Here is a 17449-nt window from a genome sequence, read left to right as displayed (position 1 = left end):
ACAGGTGCACAAACCCTGTGGGAGCGGCTTTAGCCGCGAAGAGGCCAGCACAGGCAACATACCTTCAACCGGGCTGCTGGGTTCTCAACTTCTCGCTACGCCCGCGCAACCACTCCAGGGTCAGCAGCAACACCACCGAGAAGGCAATCAGCAAGGTCGCCGCCGCGGCAATGGTCGGGCTCAGGTTTTCGCGAATACCACTGAACATCTGCCGCGGCAGGGTCGCCTGCTCCGGCCCGGCCAGGAACAGGGTCACCACTACTTCGTCAAACGACGTGGCAAAGGCGAACAACGCCCCCGAAATCACCCCGGGCGCGATCAACGGCAGGGTCACCCGGCGGAACGTGAGCAGTGGCGAGGCGCCCAGGCTGGCCGCAGCGCGCACCAGGTTATAGTTGAAGCCCTGCAAGGTCGCCGACACGGTAATGATGACGAACGGCACGCCCAGTACAGCATGCACCAGGATCAGCGAGGTGAAGCTGTTGCCCATGCCCAGCGGGGCGAAGAACAGGTAGCTGGCCACACCGATGATCACCACCGGCACCACCATCGGCGAAATCACCAGCGCCATCACCAGCGACTTGCCCGGGAAGTCGCCACGGGTCAGGCCGATGGCTGCCAGGGTGCCGAACACCATGGCCAGCACCGTGGCCGCCGGGGCGACGATGATGCTGTTCTTCAAGGCCCGCATCCATTCGGCCGAGCCGAAGAAGTCCTGGTACCACTGCAGCGAGAAGCCCTGCAGCGGGTAGACCAGGAAACTGCCACTGTTGAACGACAGCGGCACGATCACCAGAACCGGCAGAATGAGGAACAGCAGGATCAGGCCGCAAAGAATGCGCAGGCTGTAGAACCACACCCGCTCCACGGGCGACATGTAAGGGCTCAGCATGACAAGGCTCCTCAGCTCAGGCGCAGGCGGCTGGCGCCGACCAGCCAGCTATAGATCAGGTACAACAGCACGGTCGCCAGCAGCAACAGCCCGCCCAGCGCGGTGGCCATGCCCCAGTTGATGCTGGTGTTGGTATAGAAGGCCACGAAGTAGCTGACCATCTGGTCGTTCGGGCTGCCCAGCAGTGCCGGGGTGATGTAGTAGCCGATGGCCAGGATGAACACCAGCAGGCAACCGGCGCCAACGCCGGCGTAGGTCTGCGGGAAGTAGACTCGCCAGAAGCTGGCGAACGGGTGGCAGCCCAGCGAGATCGCCGCACGCATGTAGCTGGGTGAAATGCCCTTCATCACGCTGTACAGCGGCAGGATCATGAACGGCAGCAGGATGTGCACCATCGAGATGTACACGCCGGTACGGTTGAACACCAGCTCCAGCGGCTGGTCGATGATGCCCATGGCCATCAGCGCGCTGTTGATCAGGCCACCCGACTGCAGCAGCACGATCCACGCCGCCACCCGCACCAGAATCGAGGTCCAGAATGGCAGCAGCACCAGGATCATCAGCAGGTTGCTCTGCCGGGTCGGCAGGTTGGCCAGCAGGTAGGCCAGCGGGTAGGCCAGCACCAGGCAGATGGCGGTAATCACCACACCCATCCACAGGGTGCGGGCGAAGATGTCCAGGTAGATGGCCTGGTCCGGGGTGGCCTTGGCCAGTTCGCCAAGGTCATCGATACGGTGGTCGAGCGAAGCCAGCAGGTAGAACGGGGTGACCGTGCTGGTGTTGCGGCGGATCGCCTGCCAGTAGGCCGGGTCGCCCCAACGCTCGTCGAGGGCCTGCAAGGCATCTTTATAGGAAGCGGGTTCGCTCTTGAACGGCAGCGCCCGCGCGGTCTTGGCCAACAGGCTGCGGTAGCCGGCCAGCTCCATGTTCAGGCGCTTGGACAGGTCGCCCAGGGTCTGGTTCTTGCGCGATTCGGCCAGGTCCTGGCTCAACGCCTTGTACACGTCCTCGCCCGGCAGGCTCTTGCCATCCCACTGGGTGATGACGCCCACGGTGCGCGGCAGGCCGCCAACCACTTCCGGGTTGCCGACGCTCTTGTACAGCAGCGCCGCGATCGGCACCAGGAACACCAGCAGGAGAAACAGCGCCAGCGGCGCGATCAACGCCTGCGCCTTCCAGCGGTTGACCCGCTCGGCGTGCTTGAGGCGCTGCTTGAGACTTGGACCTGCGCCTTCTTTGAGGGGCACTGCAATGGCCATGGCGAACTCCGCGATACAGGCTGAAATGGGGGCTGCAATGCAGCCCCACACACTGGTCGTTTACTTCTTCGCCGCCCAGGCGTTGAAGCGTTGCTCCAGCTGCTCGCTGTTGTCAGCCCAGAAGGCCACATCGATCTGCACCTGGTTGGCGATGTTTTCAGGCGTGGTCGGCATGTCCTTCTTCACCGCGTCCGACAGCAGGCTCACGGCCTTGGAATTGGCCGGGCCGTAGGCGATGTTCTCGGAGTAGGTCTTCTGCTGCTCGGGCTGCACGCTGAAGGCGATGAATTTCTTCGCTTCGTCGGCATCCTTGGCACCTTTCGGGATGGCCCAGGCGTCGAAGTCGTAGATGCCGCCGTTCCACACCACCTTCAGGTTGCTCTCTTTCTGCACGGCAGCGATGCGGCCGTTGTAGGCCGAGCTCATGACCACGTCACCCGAGGCCAGGTACTGCGGCGGCTGGGCGCCGGCTTCCCACCACTGGATGCTGGGCTTGAGTTCGTCGAGCTTCTTGAAGGCGCGGTCCACGCCCTCTTTGGTGCCCAGCACCTGGTACACGTCCTTCGGCGCCACACCGTCGGCCATCAGGGCGAATTCCAGGGTGTACTTGGCGCCCTTGCGCAGGCCGCGCTTGCCGGGGAATTTCTTGGTGTCCCAGAAATCGGCCCAGCTGGTCGGTGCGGTCTTCAGCTTGTCGGCGTTGTAGGCCAGCACCGTGGACCATACGAAGAAGCCCACACCGCAAGGCTGGATGGCGCCCGGCACGTAGTCACCCTCGTTGCCGAACAGCGCCGGGTCGAGCTCTTCGAACATGCCCTCGTCACAACCGCGGGCCAGCTCCGGCGACTCCACTTCCACCAGGTTCCACGACACGCTCTTGGTGTCGACCATGGCTTTGACCTTGGCCATTTCGCCGTTGTACTCGCCAGCGACGATCTTGCCCTTGCCGGCCTTCTCCCAGGGCTCGTAGAACGCCTTGACCTGGGCCGCCTTGTTGGCACCGCCGAACGAGACCACAGTGAGGTCTGCGGCCATGGCCTGGCCAGCGGCGAACAGCCCCAGGGCCAGGGCGGTCAGTTTCAACTGCTTGCGCATTATTATTCTCTCCACAGTACAGGGTTGGTGAAGCAATCCATCAATGGGCTTCGGCAATCGGATCGAGCGCGCGGGCGTGCTCCACCTCCCAGCCCAGCGGTACCACATCGCCCACGGCCAGGGCCGGGTCGAGCTCGGCAATCGGCTGCTTCACGAAGAAGTCGCCCTTGCCGCAAACCTCCAGGCGCACCCGCACGTGGTCGCCCAGGTAAATGAATTCGGCCACCCGGCCCGAGAAACGGTTCACGCAGCTTTCGCTGTGGCCGTTCAGGCGCACGCGCTCCGGACGAATCGACAGGGTCACCGGCTCGCCGGCCTGGCCGACATTCACCGCCAGCGCCTCGACCCGCTCGCCACGCGGCAACTGCACCTGGCAGCGCTTGCCATCGCTGCCCAGCAGGGTGCCGTTGATGCGGTTGTTCTCGCCGATGAAGTTGGCGACGAAGGTGTTGCAGGGCTCTTCGTACAGCGTGCGCGGGTCGGCGATCTGCTGGATCTCGCCCTGGTGGAACACCGCCACGCGGTCGGACATGGTCAGCGCCTCGCCCTGGTCGTGGGTCACGTACACCACGGTCACGCCCAGGCGCTGGTGGATGTGCTTGATCTCCATCTGCATGTGTTCACGCAGCTGCTTGTCGAGGGCGCCCAGCGGTTCGTCCATCAGCACCAGCTGCGGCTCGAACACCAGTGCCCGGGCCAGGGCCACACGCTGCTGCTGGCCGCCGGACAACTGGCCGGGGTAGCGCTTGGCGAAGGCGTCGAGCTGGACCATGTTCAGTACCCGCTTGACCCGCTCGCTGATGTCGGTCTTGCTCAGGTTGCGCACGGTCAGCGGGAAGGCCAGGTTCTCGGCCACGGTCATGTGCGGGAACAGCGCGTAGTTCTGGAACACCATGCCGATATCGCGCTTGTGCGGCGGCACGTTGTTGATCGAGCGCCCGGCCAGCTGGATCTCACCGGCGGTGGGGGTTTCGAAGCCGGCCAGCATCATCAGGCTGGTGGTCTTGCCCGACCCGGACGGGCCAAGCAGGGTAAGGAACTCGCCCTTGCGAATATCCAGGTTGAGGTCTTTGACGATCAGCGACTCGCCGTCGTAGCTCTTCTGCACACCACGGAAGCTGACCAGCGTTTCGCTGGTTGCAGCGTTCGACTTCGCCTCGCTCATGCCTGCACCTTCTTGTTGGATGACTGCGTAGGCAAAGACTAGACAAGCGGCAAGCGCCGGAAAATCGGGGGTGCTGAGAGAATGCCATCATCCGGATGGAAGATTTTTTGTAGGGATTCCCCTACAAAGATGGCGGTTTTGGAATGCTCCCCTCAGCCCTCCGGCGCCCGCTGTGGGAGCGGGTTCACCCGCGAAGAGGCCGGCCCAGGCACCGCAGATGGCAGGTCAGGCCCTTTCGCGGGTAAACCCGCTCCCACAGGGACTCGCTACAGACTGCAGGAAGTGCATGTCGCAATCAGACCAGCTTGTGCTCCATGGCGTACTTCACCAGCTCCGCCAGCGAGTTCACTTTCAGCTTCTGCATCAGGCGCGCCTTGTGGGTGCTGATGGTTTTGCTCGACAGTGCCAGCTGCTGGGCGATGTCGTTGACGTTGGCGCCCTGGGCCAGGCGCTCGAACACCGAAAACTCCCGCTCCGACAGCAGCGTGTGCAACGGCCGCGACTCGGTCAGGCCTACTTCGAAGACCATGCGGTCGGCCAACGCCGGGTCGATATAGCGCCCGCCAGCGGCAACCCGGCGAATCGCGGTCAGCAACAGCGCCGGGTCGCTGTCCTTGGTGGCATAGCCCGCCGCCCCGGCCTTCAGCGCCCGCGCCGCCATCTGCGCTTCATCGTGCATCGACAGCATCAGGATCGCCGGGGCGTCGTGCAACGCGCGGATACGCGGGATTGCCTCCAGGCCATTCACGCCCGGCATCGAGATATCCAGCAACACCACTTCGCACGGTGTGTGGCGCAGGGTTTCCAGCAACTGCTCGCCATTACCGGCCTCCCCCGCCACCTGCATGTCCTTGGCCAGGCCAATCAACTGCTTGATGCCCTCACGGACAATGGTGTGGTCTTCGGCCACCAGCACTCGAATCACGATCGCTCTCCTACTCCAAGGGTATGGCCACGCTCAGGCTGGTGCCTTCGCCCGGTTCACTGTCCAGCACCATGCTGCCGCCCAGCATCAGCACCCGCTCACGCACCCCCACCAGGCCAAACGAGGTGGGCCGGGGCTGGTCGCGGCAAAAGCCCTGGCCGTCATCGCTGACGGTCATGCGCAATTGCCCGTGCTCACGCACCAGTTCGATCTCCACGCTGTGCGCCTGGGCGTGGCGCATCACGTTGGTCAGCGCCTCCTGGAGGATACGGAACAGCCCGATGGCCTTGGCATCGCTCAATGCTGGCAGATTATCCGGTACTTGTACCAGGCAGGGGATTTGCGTGCGTGCTTCAAAGCGCCGCGCCTGCCATTCGATGGCCGAGGCGATGCCGGCATCGAGAATCGGCGGGCGCAAGGCGGTGGCCACATCGCGCACCAGCTGGAACAGTTGGGCGATCAGGCGCTTCATGCTGGCCAGGCGCTCGTTCAGGCCCGGGTCCAGTTCGGCAAAGGCCAGCTCGCACATCGACACCTCCAGCTTGAGCACAGTCAGCATCTGCCCCAGTTCATCGTGCACTTCCCGGGCGATGCGGGCCTTTTCTTCCTCGCGCACGCTTTCCAGGTGGGCTGACAGTTCGCGCAGCTGCTCCTGGGACCTGGCCAGCGCCAGCTCGGCCCGCTTGCCTTGGGTGATGTCCCACACCACGCCGTCCCACACCACCTGGCCGTTGCCCAGGCGCCGGGTACTGGCCTTGATGTCGGCCCAGCGCTGTTCACCCTGGCGGGTGAGGATACGCCCCTGCCAGGACCAGTCCTGGTCGCTGGCCAGGGCCAGGTCCTGCACCCGGTGGTAATCGGCGCGGTCCTCGGGATGCACCAGGTTGCGCAGGCCCATCTGCGGGTGCTGGATCTCGCTAGGCGCATAACCCACCAGGGCCTCGCTGCCCTCGCTGATGTAGGGGAACTCCAGGTCGCCCTCGGCCGGGTCGCGCTCAAGGCGAAACACCAGCCCCGGCACGTTGCCGGCAATGCCCTTGAGCCGCGCCTCACTTTCGCGCAGGGCCGCCAGGGCGCGGTGGCGCTCGGTGACATCGGCGAGGTAGACCACCAGGTACTCGGAATCACGAAAGCGCAGAAAACTCAGCGACAGCTCGACCGGCAGCAGGCTCTGATCAGCCCGACGGCACTGCGTCTCGAACTGGCCGACACCGCCCGACCCGGTGCGCGCGCCCTTCCACAGCTCCAGCCAGCGGTCCATGCTCAAGCTGGGTTCAAAGTCGCTCAGCGGCCGCTCCAGCAGCGCGCCTTCACCGTAGCCCAGCATGCGCTCGGCGGCATGGTTGGCGTACCGTACGTGGCTGTCCCAGTTGACCCAGAGGATGCCCACCGTGCTCTGGTCGATGGCGAACTGGCTCAGACGCAACGCTTCTTCACGCACTTGCCGCTCCACCAGGCTTTCTCGCGTGGCCAGCAGGCTGCGCTCCAGTTGGCGCTGCTGCCGACGCTGCCACACCAGGGTGGCCAGCGCGCACAACAGCAGCAGGCCGGACAGCAAGGCCAGGTTCTGCCAGAAACCAGTCGACTCACTCAGACGTGGGTACTTTGGCTGCAGCCAACGCTGGTGCAGTTGCTCCAGCTCCTTGGCCGGCAGCGCCTGCAGCCCACGCTCGAGCACATCGGCCAGCAGCGGCCAGTCGCGCCGCGAACCGATGCGCAACAGTTGCGGCAGGCCGATATCGCCGACCACCGCCAGCTCGCCGAACTCGCTTTCGCGCGACAGGCGGCTGAGCTGGGCTTCATCCAGCACGGCGAAACTGGCCTGGCCGCCTACCACCAATTGCAGGGCCTCGCGCTCGCTGGGCACCCCTTGCAGGTTGAGGTTGCTGTAGTTGCCGCGCAGGTAGTCCGCCAGTTGGCTGGGCATGCGCACAGCCACCCGCTGCTCGGCCCCGAGCGTTTCCAGTTCCACGGCCATGGTCCCGGTGCGCGGCCCCACCACCAGTTGCGGCACGCGCATGTAAGGGTCGCTGAACAACCACAGGCGCAGGCTGGCGGGGGTCTGGGTAAGGCCTGGGGCAAAGTCGATTTCGCCGGCCTGCAGGGCATGCTCAAGGCTGGCCTGGTCGGTGAAGTTGCGCCAGGTCAGGTCCAGGCGCAGCACCTGCGCCAGGCTGCTCACCAATTCCACGTTGGCCCCGTACAGTTGCTGCAGGCGCCGGTCGAACTGAGCGTAGGGCGCCTGCAACACCAGGCCGACGCGCAGGCTGCGATGCGTATCCAGCCATTGCTGCTGGGCCGGTTCCAGGGAAACCGTGGGCACCGTCTCGGGCCTGGCCAATGCAATCAAGGGCAGCCACAAGCAGCCGATAACCAACAGGCGACGCACTCGCTTCATCTATACGCTCGTCTTGGCAAAGGCGGCCATGCAGCATGGCCGTCACGGGCAAATACTATTAGGCTGCCGGTATCATTCTGGCCCCGGGTTGACTCATGTCCACACTTTATCGCACGACGCTGGCAATGTGCTGCCTGGCCTCGATCCTTCCTCTCGGCGCCCTTGCCGCCGATGCCGAAACACCATCCACCACCACCGAGGCACCCGCGGCCCAAGCCCAGCGCCCGCCGCTGCTGGAACGCAGCCAGGAGGATGCCCAGGCGCTCGAACGGCTGGTGCCCAAGGCCGAGCAGCAGACCCTGCAGGCCGGTGCCGACAGCTTCCTGGCCCTGTGGAAACCGGCCAACGACAGCGACCCGCAAGGGGCGGTCATCATCGTCCCCGGTGCCGGCGAAACGGCCGACTGGCCAAATGCAGTCGGCCCATTGCGGCAGAAATTCCCCGATATCGGCTGGCACAGCCTGAGCATCAGCCTGCCCGACCTGCTCGCCGACAGCCCGCAGGCGCGGGTCGAAGCCAAGCCGGCTGCCGAGCCGGAGCAAGACAAGGGCGAAAGCGCGCCGGCCAAGGACGTGCCGGCCGATGCCAATGCCAACGTTGCCCAGGCCACGGCGGCCGATGCCGACACCGCAGAAAGCACTGACGCCAAACAGGCCAGCGAGCAAACCGACCCGGCCGATGCCGAGCGCGTTTTCGCCCGCCTGGATGCCGCGGTGGCCTTTGCCCAGCAACACAATGCCCGCAGCATCGTGCTGATCGGCCATGGCAGCGGCGCGTACTGGGCGGCCCGTTACCTGAGCGAGAAACAGCCGCCGCAGGTGCAGAAACTGGTAATGGTCGCCGCGCAGACACCGGCGCGGGTGGAGCATGACCTGACAAGCCTGGCCCCGACCTTGAGAGTGCCGACTGCCGACATCTACTACGCCACCCGCAGCGGTGACCGCAATGCGGCCGCGCAGCGCCTGCAGGCCAGCAAGCGGCAGAAGGACAGCCAGTACCGGCAGTTGTCGCTGATTGGCATGCCGGGGAACAAGGCGGCCGAGCAGGAACAACTGTTCCGCCGGGTGCGGGGGTGGATGAGCCTGTAGGGTTGATCTGAAATCGCCGGGGGCGCTTTTTTATGCTTGTCGTGGGTTGTGTGGCGCCAGTGAGATCGAGCGCCGCCCGCGCGGCGCTCGACTTACGCATCACCTCAAAACTCAAGCCAGGTACCCTTTAAAGGCCCCGCCGCTTGCGGATCATGGCATAGGCCTGATGCAACTCCCGGGTCCGCTCGGTCGCTTCCCGCACCTGTGCCTCACTGGCGCCAGTGCCCGCCAGCTTGTCCGGATGGTGCCGGCTGACCAGCCGACGATACGCCTGCTTGATCTTGTCGCCATCGGTGTCCGCCTCGACTGCCAGCAAGCGCAACGCCGCCGCATAGGTCATGGCCACCCCTTCTGGCCCCGCCTTGCGCGGCTCGTACTCCAGCGACATGGCCTGCACCTGCCGTCGGCTCAGGCCCAGCTTCTGCCCCCAGTCCAGCAAAAGCTCACGCTCCTTGTTGCCCATCTTGCCGTCGGCCCAGACCATGCGCCAGCAGGCACGCAGGGTGCCCTCGGCCGCATGTGGCTGCTGGCGAATGCGCCGCAGGTGCCCGCCCAGCCGGTCCTTGCCCGCCTTGCCACGGTTGAACGCGGCAATCGCGCGCAGCCGGGCCGCTTCGGCCAGGTCCAGGCGCACCATTTCCTGACGCGCCTGCTGGATATGCTGCTCACCCACCCGGCCATCGCACTTGGCCAGGCGCCCGAGCATCACGAACAGCAACTCGTCATCCTGCAAGGCCGGCCGCCCGCCCAGGCGTTCGCGCATGTCCTCCCAGCCTTGCAAACGCAGGCGGCGGTCAATGGCCTGCCCGAGCAAAGCGCCGAGCAGGGCGCCGGGGATGCTGGCAACGGCAAAGCCGGCACCGGCAGCAATCACCGTGCTTGGCCACCACATGTCAGGCGCGCTCGCCGATCAGGCGCTCGGCCTCGGCCAGGCGTTCTAGCGTACCGACATCCACCCAGTGCCCGCGGTAGTGCTCACCACTGACCTGGCCCGCCGCCATGGCCTGGCGCAGCAACGGCGCCAGCTTGAAGGCACCGGGCTGACAGCCTTCGAACAGTGCCGGGTGCAGTACCGAAAGGCCGCTGAAAGTCAGCGTGCCGGGCGCATCGTCACCATCGACCACCCGCTCGCCCACCAGGCGGAAGTCGCCGCGGCCGTGATGGCCAGGGTTATCGACCAGCACCAGGTGAGCCAGGCCTTGCAGGGGGGCCTGCAGGCACGCGAAGTCGTAGTCGGTCCAGACATCGCCGTTCACCAGCAGGAACGGCGTATCCCCTAGCAATGGCAGGGCCTTGAAGATGCCGCCGCCGGTTTCCAGCGGCTCGCCTTCGGGCGAATAGCGAATGCTCAGGCCGAAACGGCTGCCGTCGCCCAGGTGGTCCTCGATCTGCTGGCCGAGCCAGGCATGGTTGATCACCACCTCGGTGACGCCCGCCGCAGCCAGGGCCCGCAGGTGGTACTCGATCAGTGGCTGGCCGGCGACCGGGACCAGCGGTTTGGGGGTGTGCAGGGTCAGCGGGCGCATGCGCTCGCCTTTACCCGCTGCCAGGATCATTGCCTTCATGCACGCGCTCCGGCCTGCAACTCGGCAATCAGCTCACCCAGCTCCGCCAATTCGGGCCGGCGGCTGATCACTTCTTCTATATAGGCGAAGAAGCGCGGCACGTCGCCCAGGTAACGGGGTTTGCCGTCACGGTGGCAGATACGGGCGAAGATGCCGATCACCTTCAGGTGGCGCTGCACCCCCATCAGGTCGCTGGCACGCTGGAACGCTTCGAACTCGGCCTGCACCGGAATGCCGGCGGCCTGCGCCTTCTGCCAGTAGTCGCGCAGCCAGCCTTCGACCCGCGCCTGCGGCCAGCTGAGGAAGGCGTCCTTGAACAGGCAGGTGATGTCGTAGGTGACCGGGCCGTACACCGCATCCTGGAAGTCCAGCACGCCGGGGTTGGGCGTGCTCTGCATCAGGTTGCGCGGCATGTAGTCGCGGTGCACCAGCACCTTGGGCTGGGCCAGGGCGCTGTCGATCAGCATCTGGCTGATACGCTGCCAGGTGGCTTTCTGGGCTTCGCTGAAGGTAACGCCAAGTTCACGCCCCACGTACCACTCGGGGAACAGTTCGACTTCACGGCGCAGCAGCGCATCGTCGTAGCTGGGCAGCGGCGCGTCCATCGGCAGGCGCTGGAACGCCAGCAGCGCGTCGATGGCATCGGCGAACAGGCCGTCGGCGTTGTCGGCATCAATGATGTCGAGGTATGTCTGGTGGCCCAGGTCACCCAGCAGCAGGAAGCCGCGCTCCAGGTCCTGGGCGTGGATCAGCGGTACATGCACGTCGGCGCTGGCCAGCAGGTGGTCGATGGCGACGAACGGTCGGCAGTTTTCCTGCGGCGGAGGCGCATCCATGATCACGAAGCTGTGGCCGGCGCCCTGCCAGCGGAAATAACGGCGGAAGCTGGCGTCGCTGCTGGCCGCGGTCAGGCTGCCTGCGGGCACATCGCCCCAGGCGTTTTTCCGGAAAAGATCATTGAGCTGCTCATCGAGCCAGACCGTCAGTTGTTGCAGGCGTACATCGTGTTCAGGCATTACAAGGGTCTCCGACGGCCCTAGCCGTCAAGCGGGTCATGCTTTATTATCCAGCATCTTTTTCAGACCATCGAGAGGCGTGCGGCCCCACACGCGGGCAGATGGCACGCAGGAAGCCCGGACTAATAAGATGGCATTGAAATCCCCCGCGTTTCGTAGAAAGTTTCCGTTGCTGGTAACCGGCGGTCTGCTGGCCCTGCAACCTCTGGCCACGTCTTACGTGGTGGCAGCCGAACAGTTCGACTGCCAAGTGTCCGCCTCCGGTGGTTGGGACTGCAAGCCCAAGACCCCAGTCAACAACCTGCCGCCGCGCCCGGTGCACGAGGGTGCTGCCGTCAGCACCGGCACCGAAGCCGCGAGCGAAGGCGAAACGGCGGACCGGCCGGTGCTGGTCACCGAAGCCAAGGGCCGCGCCCTGAAGTCGCGCAGCGAAGACTACAGCCACCTGGACTGGGTTCCGCGTGAAAAGCTCACCGCCGCGCAACTGGCCGAAACCGGCCCGTACTGCGGTGGCGCGTACATCGAGCCAACCCGTCCAGGCATGGCCGACACCACGCCGAAGGACGAGTCGCCGACCTACATCAACGCCAAGGTGTCCAAGTACCAGCAAGAGCAGCAGATCGCTACCCTCGCCGGTGACGTGGTGATGCGCCAGGGCAGCATGCAGGCCGAAGCCGACGAGGCCAACCTCTACCAGACCGAAAACCGTGGCGAGCTCAAGGGCAACGTCAAGATTCGTGACAACGGTTCGCTGGTAGTCGGTGACGAGGCTCAGATCCAGCTCGACACGGGCGAAGCCCAGGTCGACAACGCCGAATACGTGATGCACAAGTCGCACATCCGCGGCAGTGCCCTGTACGCCAAGCGTGGCGAAAACGCCATCATCCGTCTCAAGGACGGTACGTACACCACCTGCGAACCGGGCAGCAACGCCTGGCAGCTGAAGGGCAACAACATCACCCTGAACCCGGCCACCGGTTTCGGTACCGCGACCAACGTTACGCTGCGGGTCAAGGATTTCCCGGTGTTCTACACACCGTACATCTACTTCCCGATCGACGACCGTCGCCAGTCCGGTTTCCTGCCGCCATCGTTCAGCAGCACCAGCGACACCGGCTTCATGCTGGTCACGCCGTACTACTTCAACCTGGCGCCGAACTACGACGCCACGTTGTACCCGCGCTACATGACCAAGCGCGGCCTGCTGATGGAAGGCGAGTTCCGCTACCTGACGCCTTCCAGCGAAGGCCAGTTCGGTGGCGCGTACCTCAACGACAAGAACGACGACCGCAAAGACCAGACTGACTACAAAGAGCAGCGCTGGATGGTCAACTGGCAGCACAAGGGCGGGCTGGACGAGCGCCTGATGGCCGAGGTGGACTACACCGACATCAGTGACCCGTTCTACTTCCAGGACCTGGAATCCGACCAGATCGGTGTTGAAACCCAGGACTTGCTGAACCAGCAGGGTGCACTGACCTACCGTGGTGACAACTACACCGCGCGGTTGAATGTGCACGCCTACGAGATGGCGACCATCTCGAAGATCACGCCGTATGATCGCCTGCCGCAGATTACCTTCAACGGTAAGCTGCCGTATGAGCCGGGCGGGCTGAACCTTAGCTATGAAACTGAAGCCGTTCGCTTTGATCGTGACCTGAAAAACGACCTGGTCTTCAACGAAGACGGCCTGCCAGACACAACTGCAGGCGTCGTCAGGGACCCAGTCACAGGAGCAGTGCTTGGCGGTCGCCGACTGGATCAGAACGTTTCCGGCATCGCTCGCGCCAACGGCAACCGTTTCAACGTTGCACCATCTATCAGCCTGCCGATGGAATCCAGCTACGGCTTCCTGACACCCAAGCTGAAGTATGCGTATACCCACTACGATCTGGATCTGGACAGCCAGGGTAAAACCCAGGCTATCGCACAGTCGGCCAACCCTGCGTACGGCAGCTATAACAGTTCGCTGAACCGCGACATTCCGATCTTCAGCGTGGACAGCGGGCTCTACTTCGACCGTAATACGTCGTTGTTCGGCACCAATTACAAGCAGACCCTCGAACCGCGCATGTACTACCTCTACGTACCGTACGAGGACCAGAAAGACATTCCGCTGTTCGACTCGGGTGAAACCCTGTTCAGCTATGACTCGCTGTTCCGCGACAACCGCTTCAGCGGGACCGACCGCATCGGTGACGAGAACAAGCTGTCGCTGGGCGTGACCACCCGCTGGATCGAAGAAAACGGTTTCGAACGCCAGAACTTCAGCATCGGTCAGGCCTTCTATTTCAAGGACCGCAAAGTTCAGCTCCCTGGTATCGATTATCGTACCCGCAGCGACTCGCAGTCCGATGTGTCGCCATACGCTTTGGTCTACAACTACTACTTCAACCGCGACTGGCGCTTCAATTCGGACTTCAACTGGGACCCGGACAGCCGCAGCACCCGCTCGGGCAGCGCGATGTTCCACTACCAGCCTGAAGACAACCCGAACAAAGTGGTCAACCTCGGTTATCGCTACCGTAACGACACCATCTCCTACGACTCCACGACCGGTACCTGGAAAGTGGGCGGTGGTGACTACGGCGTCCCAGGCAGCGAGAACTACATCAAGGACTACTACAAGATCCAGCAGCATGACTTCTCGGTCATCTGGCCGATCGTCCCGCAGTGGAGCGTCATCGCTCGCTGGCAGCATGACTACAACCGCAACCGCACCCTGGAAGCCATGGGTGGTTTCGAGTACGACAACTGCTGCTGGAAGCTGCGCCTGATCAACCGCTACTGGATCGATTACGACGACTTCAGCCAAGCCCTCCCGGCAAACGAAAAGGGCGACCACGGCATCTTCCTTCAGATCGTCCTGAAAGGCCTCGGTGGTGTAGTCGGCAACAAGGTCGAATCTTTCCTCGACCAAGGCATTCAAGGTTACCGTGAACGTGAAGACCAAGCTTATTGATCGACTGCGCCCAGCGTTGCTGGGCGTTGCATTGCTGAGTGGCGCGGTGCATGCCGCGGTACAACCTCTTGATCGCGTGGTGGCCATCGTCGACAACGACGTGGTCATGCAAAGCCAGCTGGACCAGCGTGTCCGCGAGGTCCAGCAAACCATCGCCAAGCGCGGCGGCGGCATGCCGCCTGCCGGCGCGCTGGACCAGCAGGTACTGGAGCGCCTGATCGTCGAGAACCTGCAGCTGCAGATCGGCGAGCGCTCCGGCATCCGCATCACCGACGAGGAACTGAACCAGGCCATGGGCACCATTGCCCAGCGCAACGGCATGTCGCTGGAGCAGTTCCACGCCGCCCTGGCCCGTGACGGCATGTCATTCGACGACGCCCGCGAACAGGTCAAGCGCGAGATGATCATCAGCCGTGTACGCCAGCGCCGCGTGGCCGAGCGTATCCAGGTGTCCGAGCAGGAAGTGAAGAACTTCCTCAACTCCGACCTTGGCAAGATGCAGATGTCGGAAGAGTACCGCCTGGCCAACATCCTGATCCCGACCCCGGAAGCAGCCAACTCGGAGGCCATCCAGGCCGCCGCGCGCCAGGTTGGCGATGTGTACCAGCAGCTCAAGCAGGGCGCGGACTTCGGCCAGATGGCCATTGCCCGCTCCGCCAGCGAAAACGCCCTGGAAGGCGGCGAGATGGGCTGGCGTAAAGCCGGCCAGCTGCCGCCAGACTTCGCCAAGATGCTCAGCAGCATGGCGGTGGGCGACATCACCCAGCCCATTCGCATCCCCAACGGCTTCATCATCCTCAAGCTCGAGGAGAAGCGCGGTGGCAGCGAGAACGTGCTGCGTGACGAAGTGCATGTGCGCCACATCCTGATCAAGCCAAGCGAAATCCGCAGCGATGCGGCCACCGAGCAACTGGCCGAGCGCCTGTACGATCGCATCAAGAACGGCGAAGACTTCGGCGAACTGGCGAAGAGCTTCTCGGAAGACCCGGGTTCGGCGCTCAACGGCGGCGACCTCAACTGGGTTGACCCGAACAGCCTGGTACCGGAGTTCCGCGAGCAGATGGCCAACGCCGCCCAGGGCGAAGTCACCCGTCCGTTCAAGACCCAGTACGGCTGGCATGTCCTGGAAGTGCTCGGCCGCCGCGCTACCGACAGCACCGAGCAGGCTCGGGAACAGCAGGCCATGAACGTTCTGCGCAACCGCAAGTACGACGAAGAGCTGCAGACCTGGCTGCGCCAGATCCGCGACGAGGCCTACGTTGAAATCAAGCTGCCTGGCGCTGACCAGGCCACCCAGTGAAGCCCCTGCGCTTCGCCGTCACCCCCGGCGAGCCGGCCGGCATAGGCCCCGACCTGTGCCTGCTGCTCGCCGCAGACGCCCAGCCCCACCCCCTGATCGCCATCACCAGCCGTGACCTGCTCGCCGAGCGGGCCACGCAGCTGGGGCTGGCCGTCAACCTGCTGCCGGTAGCACCGGGCCAATGGCCCGAGCAGCCGGCGCCAGCGGGTAGCCTGTACGTCTGGGATACCCCCCTGGCAGCCCCGGTAGTGCCGGGCCAGCTCGACAAGGCCAATGCGGCGTTCGTGCTGGATACCCTGACCCGAGCCGGGCAAGGCTGCCTGGACGGGCATTTCGCCGGGATGATCACCGCCCCTGTGCACAAGGGCGTGATCAACGAAAGCGGTATCGCCTTCTCCGGGCATACCGAATTCCTCGCCGAACTCACCCACACCGCGCAAGTGGTGATGATGCTGGCTACCCGGGGCCTGCGCGTGGCCCTGGTGACCACGCACCTGCCGCTGCGCGACATTGCCGACGCCATCACTGCCGAGCGCGTCGAGCGTGTAACCCGTATCCTGCATGCCGACATGCGCGACAAGTTCGGCATTGCCAACCCGCGCATCCTGGTGTGCGGCCTCAACCCGCACGCGGGTGAGGGCGGCCACCTGGGCCGCGAGGAAATCGACATCATCGAGCCGACCCTGGCCCGCCTGCGCACCGAAGGCATGGACCTGCGCGGGCCGCTGCCGGCCGATACCCTGTTTACCCCCAAATATCTGGAGCACTGCGATGCAGTGCTGGCGATGTACCACGACCAGGGCCTGCCCGTACTCAAGTACAAAGGCTTCGGTGCTGCGGTCAACGTGACCCTGGGCCTGCCGATCATCCGCACGTCGGTCGACCACGGCACCGCCCTGGACCTGGCCGGCACTGGCAAGGTCGACACCGGCAGCCTGCGCGTCGCGCTGGAAACCGCCTACCAGATGGCCGAGAACCGACCATGAACGAGCAATACCAACACCGGGCGCGCAAGCGCTTCGGCCAGAACTTCCTGCATGACGCCGGCATCATCGACCGCATCCTGCGTGCCATCAACGCCAAGGCTGGCGAACATCTGCTGGAAATCGGCCCGGGCCAGGGCGCCCTGACCGAAGGCCTGCTGGGTAGCGGCGCACAGCTGGACGTGGTGGAACTGGACAAGGACCTGGTGCCGATCCTGCAGCACAAGTTCGCCGGCCGCAGCAATTTCCGCCTGCACCAGGGCGACGCCCTGAAGTTCGACTTCAACCAGCTGGGCGTGCCAGCGCGCAGCCTCAAGGTAGTGGGCAACCTGCCCTACAACATCTCCACCCCACTGATCTTCCACCTGCTCAGCCATGCCGGGCTGATCCGCGACATGCATTTCATGCTGCAGAAGGAAGTGGTCGAGCGCATGGCCGCCGGCCCCGGCGGTGGTGACTGGGGGCGTTTGTCGATCATGGTGCAGTACCACTGCCGGGTCGAACATCTGTTCAACGTTGGCCCTGGCGCCTTCAACCCACCACCGAAAGTGGACTCGGCCATCGTCCGCCTGGTGCCGCACGAAGTGCTGCCGTACCCGGCCAAGGATGCAAAGCTGCTGGAGCAGGTGGTACGCGAAGCCTTCAACCAGCGCCGCAAGACCCTGCGCAACACCATGAAAGGCCTGCTCGACAGCGCGGCCATCGAAGCGGCTGGCGTGGACGGCAGCCTGCGCCCCGAACAGCTGGACCTGGCCGCCTTCGTGCGCCTGGCTGACCAGTTGGCCGATCAGCAAGCCTGAT

Annotated in this window: 14 protein-coding genes; 5 read left to right on the top strand and 9 right to left on the bottom strand. The window is 64.4% G+C overall.

The features are described 5' to 3' along the window. Positions 1 to 64: 64 nt before the first annotated feature. The 6 genes from MKK04_RS01970 to MKK04_RS01945 form a co-directional block, all read right to left on the bottom strand. A complete protein-coding gene (locus tag MKK04_RS01970) occupies positions 65 to 892 on the bottom strand; it encodes an ABC transporter permease (RefSeq protein ID WP_013970603.1) in 828 nt (275 codons plus the stop codon). An 11-nt stretch (positions 893 to 903) separates the two neighbouring features. Further along, complete coding sequence (locus MKK04_RS01965; RefSeq protein ID WP_207834220.1) at positions 904 to 2151, bottom strand: ABC transporter permease; 1248 nt, start codon at positions 2149 to 2151, stop codon at positions 904 to 906. 60 nt (positions 2152 to 2211) lie between these two features. Then, complete coding sequence (locus tag MKK04_RS01960) at positions 2212 to 3246, bottom strand: ABC transporter substrate-binding protein (RefSeq protein ID WP_207834218.1); 1035 nt, start codon at positions 3244 to 3246, stop codon at positions 2212 to 2214. A 40-nt stretch (positions 3247 to 3286) separates the two neighbouring features. Then, positions 3287 to 4411, bottom strand: a complete 1125-nt coding sequence (locus MKK04_RS01955) for an ABC transporter ATP-binding protein (protein WP_063914589.1) — start codon at positions 4409 to 4411, stop codon at positions 3287 to 3289. Between the two features lie 295 nt (positions 4412 to 4706). Beyond that, positions 4707 to 5339 (bottom strand): response regulator, encoded by a 633-nt coding sequence (locus tag MKK04_RS01950; RefSeq protein ID WP_170929296.1) that lies wholly within the window; start codon positions 5337 to 5339, stop codon positions 4707 to 4709. A gap of 7 nt (positions 5340 to 5346) precedes the next feature. Beyond that, positions 5347 to 7734 (bottom strand): PAS domain-containing sensor histidine kinase, encoded by a 2388-nt coding sequence (locus MKK04_RS01945; RefSeq protein ID WP_207834216.1) that lies wholly within the window; start codon positions 7732 to 7734, stop codon positions 5347 to 5349. Positions 7735 to 7829: 95 nt separating this feature from the next. Between MKK04_RS01945 and MKK04_RS01940 the strand changes: the two genes are divergently transcribed. After that, a complete protein-coding gene (locus MKK04_RS01940) occupies positions 7830 to 8822 on the top strand; it encodes an alpha/beta hydrolase family protein (RefSeq protein WP_241106190.1) in 993 nt (330 codons plus the stop codon). A gap of 127 nt (positions 8823 to 8949) precedes the next feature. Here the strand turns inward: MKK04_RS01940 and MKK04_RS01935 are convergent, their stop codons facing one another. Genes MKK04_RS01935 through MKK04_RS01925 form a run of 3 tightly spaced genes read right to left on the bottom strand, consistent with a single transcriptional unit; the run spans position 8950 to position 11403 of the window. Continuing rightward, positions 8950 to 9714 (bottom strand): TerB family tellurite resistance protein, encoded by a 765-nt coding sequence (locus tag MKK04_RS01935; protein WP_207834212.1) that lies wholly within the window; start codon positions 9712 to 9714, stop codon positions 8950 to 8952. A 1-nt stretch (position 9715) separates the two neighbouring features. Further along, positions 9716 to 10387 (bottom strand): N-acetylmuramate alpha-1-phosphate uridylyltransferase MurU, encoded by a 672-nt coding sequence (gene murU, locus MKK04_RS01930; protein WP_241106189.1) that lies wholly within the window; start codon positions 10385 to 10387, stop codon positions 9716 to 9718. Further along, positions 10384 to 11403 (bottom strand): aminoglycoside phosphotransferase family protein, encoded by a 1020-nt coding sequence (locus MKK04_RS01925; RefSeq protein WP_233688008.1) that lies wholly within the window; start codon positions 11401 to 11403, stop codon positions 10384 to 10386. Before MKK04_RS01925 ends, murU begins: the two co-directional genes overlap by 4 nt. 130 nt (positions 11404 to 11533) lie before the next feature. On the opposite strand from MKK04_RS01925, the gene MKK04_RS01920 reads away from it, so the two are divergent. The 4 genes from MKK04_RS01920 to rsmA are packed head-to-tail and all read left to right on the top strand — an operon-like array spanning position 11534 to position 17448. After that, positions 11534 to 14365: an LPS-assembly protein LptD gene (locus MKK04_RS01920; RefSeq protein WP_241106188.1), complete on the top strand. Its 2832-nt coding sequence runs from the start codon at positions 11534 to 11536 to the stop codon at positions 14363 to 14365. Further along, positions 14346 to 15665 carry a peptidylprolyl isomerase gene (locus MKK04_RS01915; protein ID WP_207834189.1) on the top strand — a complete coding sequence of 440 codons (1320 nt, stop codon included), beginning with the start codon at positions 14346 to 14348 and terminating at the stop codon, positions 15663 to 15665. The genes MKK04_RS01920 and MKK04_RS01915 overlap by 20 nt, the downstream gene beginning before the upstream one ends. Continuing rightward, a complete protein-coding gene (pdxA, locus tag MKK04_RS01910; protein ID WP_063914581.1) occupies positions 15662 to 16651 on the top strand; it encodes a 4-hydroxythreonine-4-phosphate dehydrogenase PdxA in 990 nt (329 codons plus the stop codon). Before MKK04_RS01915 ends, pdxA begins: the two co-directional genes overlap by 4 nt. Further along, positions 16648 to 17448, top strand: a complete 801-nt coding sequence (rsmA, locus tag MKK04_RS01905) for a 16S rRNA (adenine(1518)-N(6)/adenine(1519)-N(6))-dimethyltransferase RsmA (protein ID WP_196179102.1) — start codon at positions 16648 to 16650, stop codon at positions 17446 to 17448. Before pdxA ends, rsmA begins: the two co-directional genes overlap by 4 nt. Position 17449: the final 1 nt, after the last annotated feature.

It is taken from the genome of Pseudomonas sp. LS.1a (assembly GCF_022533585.1).
Taxonomy (GTDB): Bacteria; Pseudomonadota; Gammaproteobacteria; order Pseudomonadales; family Pseudomonadaceae; genus Aquipseudomonas.
The sequence above is the reverse complement of the archived record's forward strand: the minus strand, read 5'-3'. Positions and strand labels throughout refer to the sequence as shown.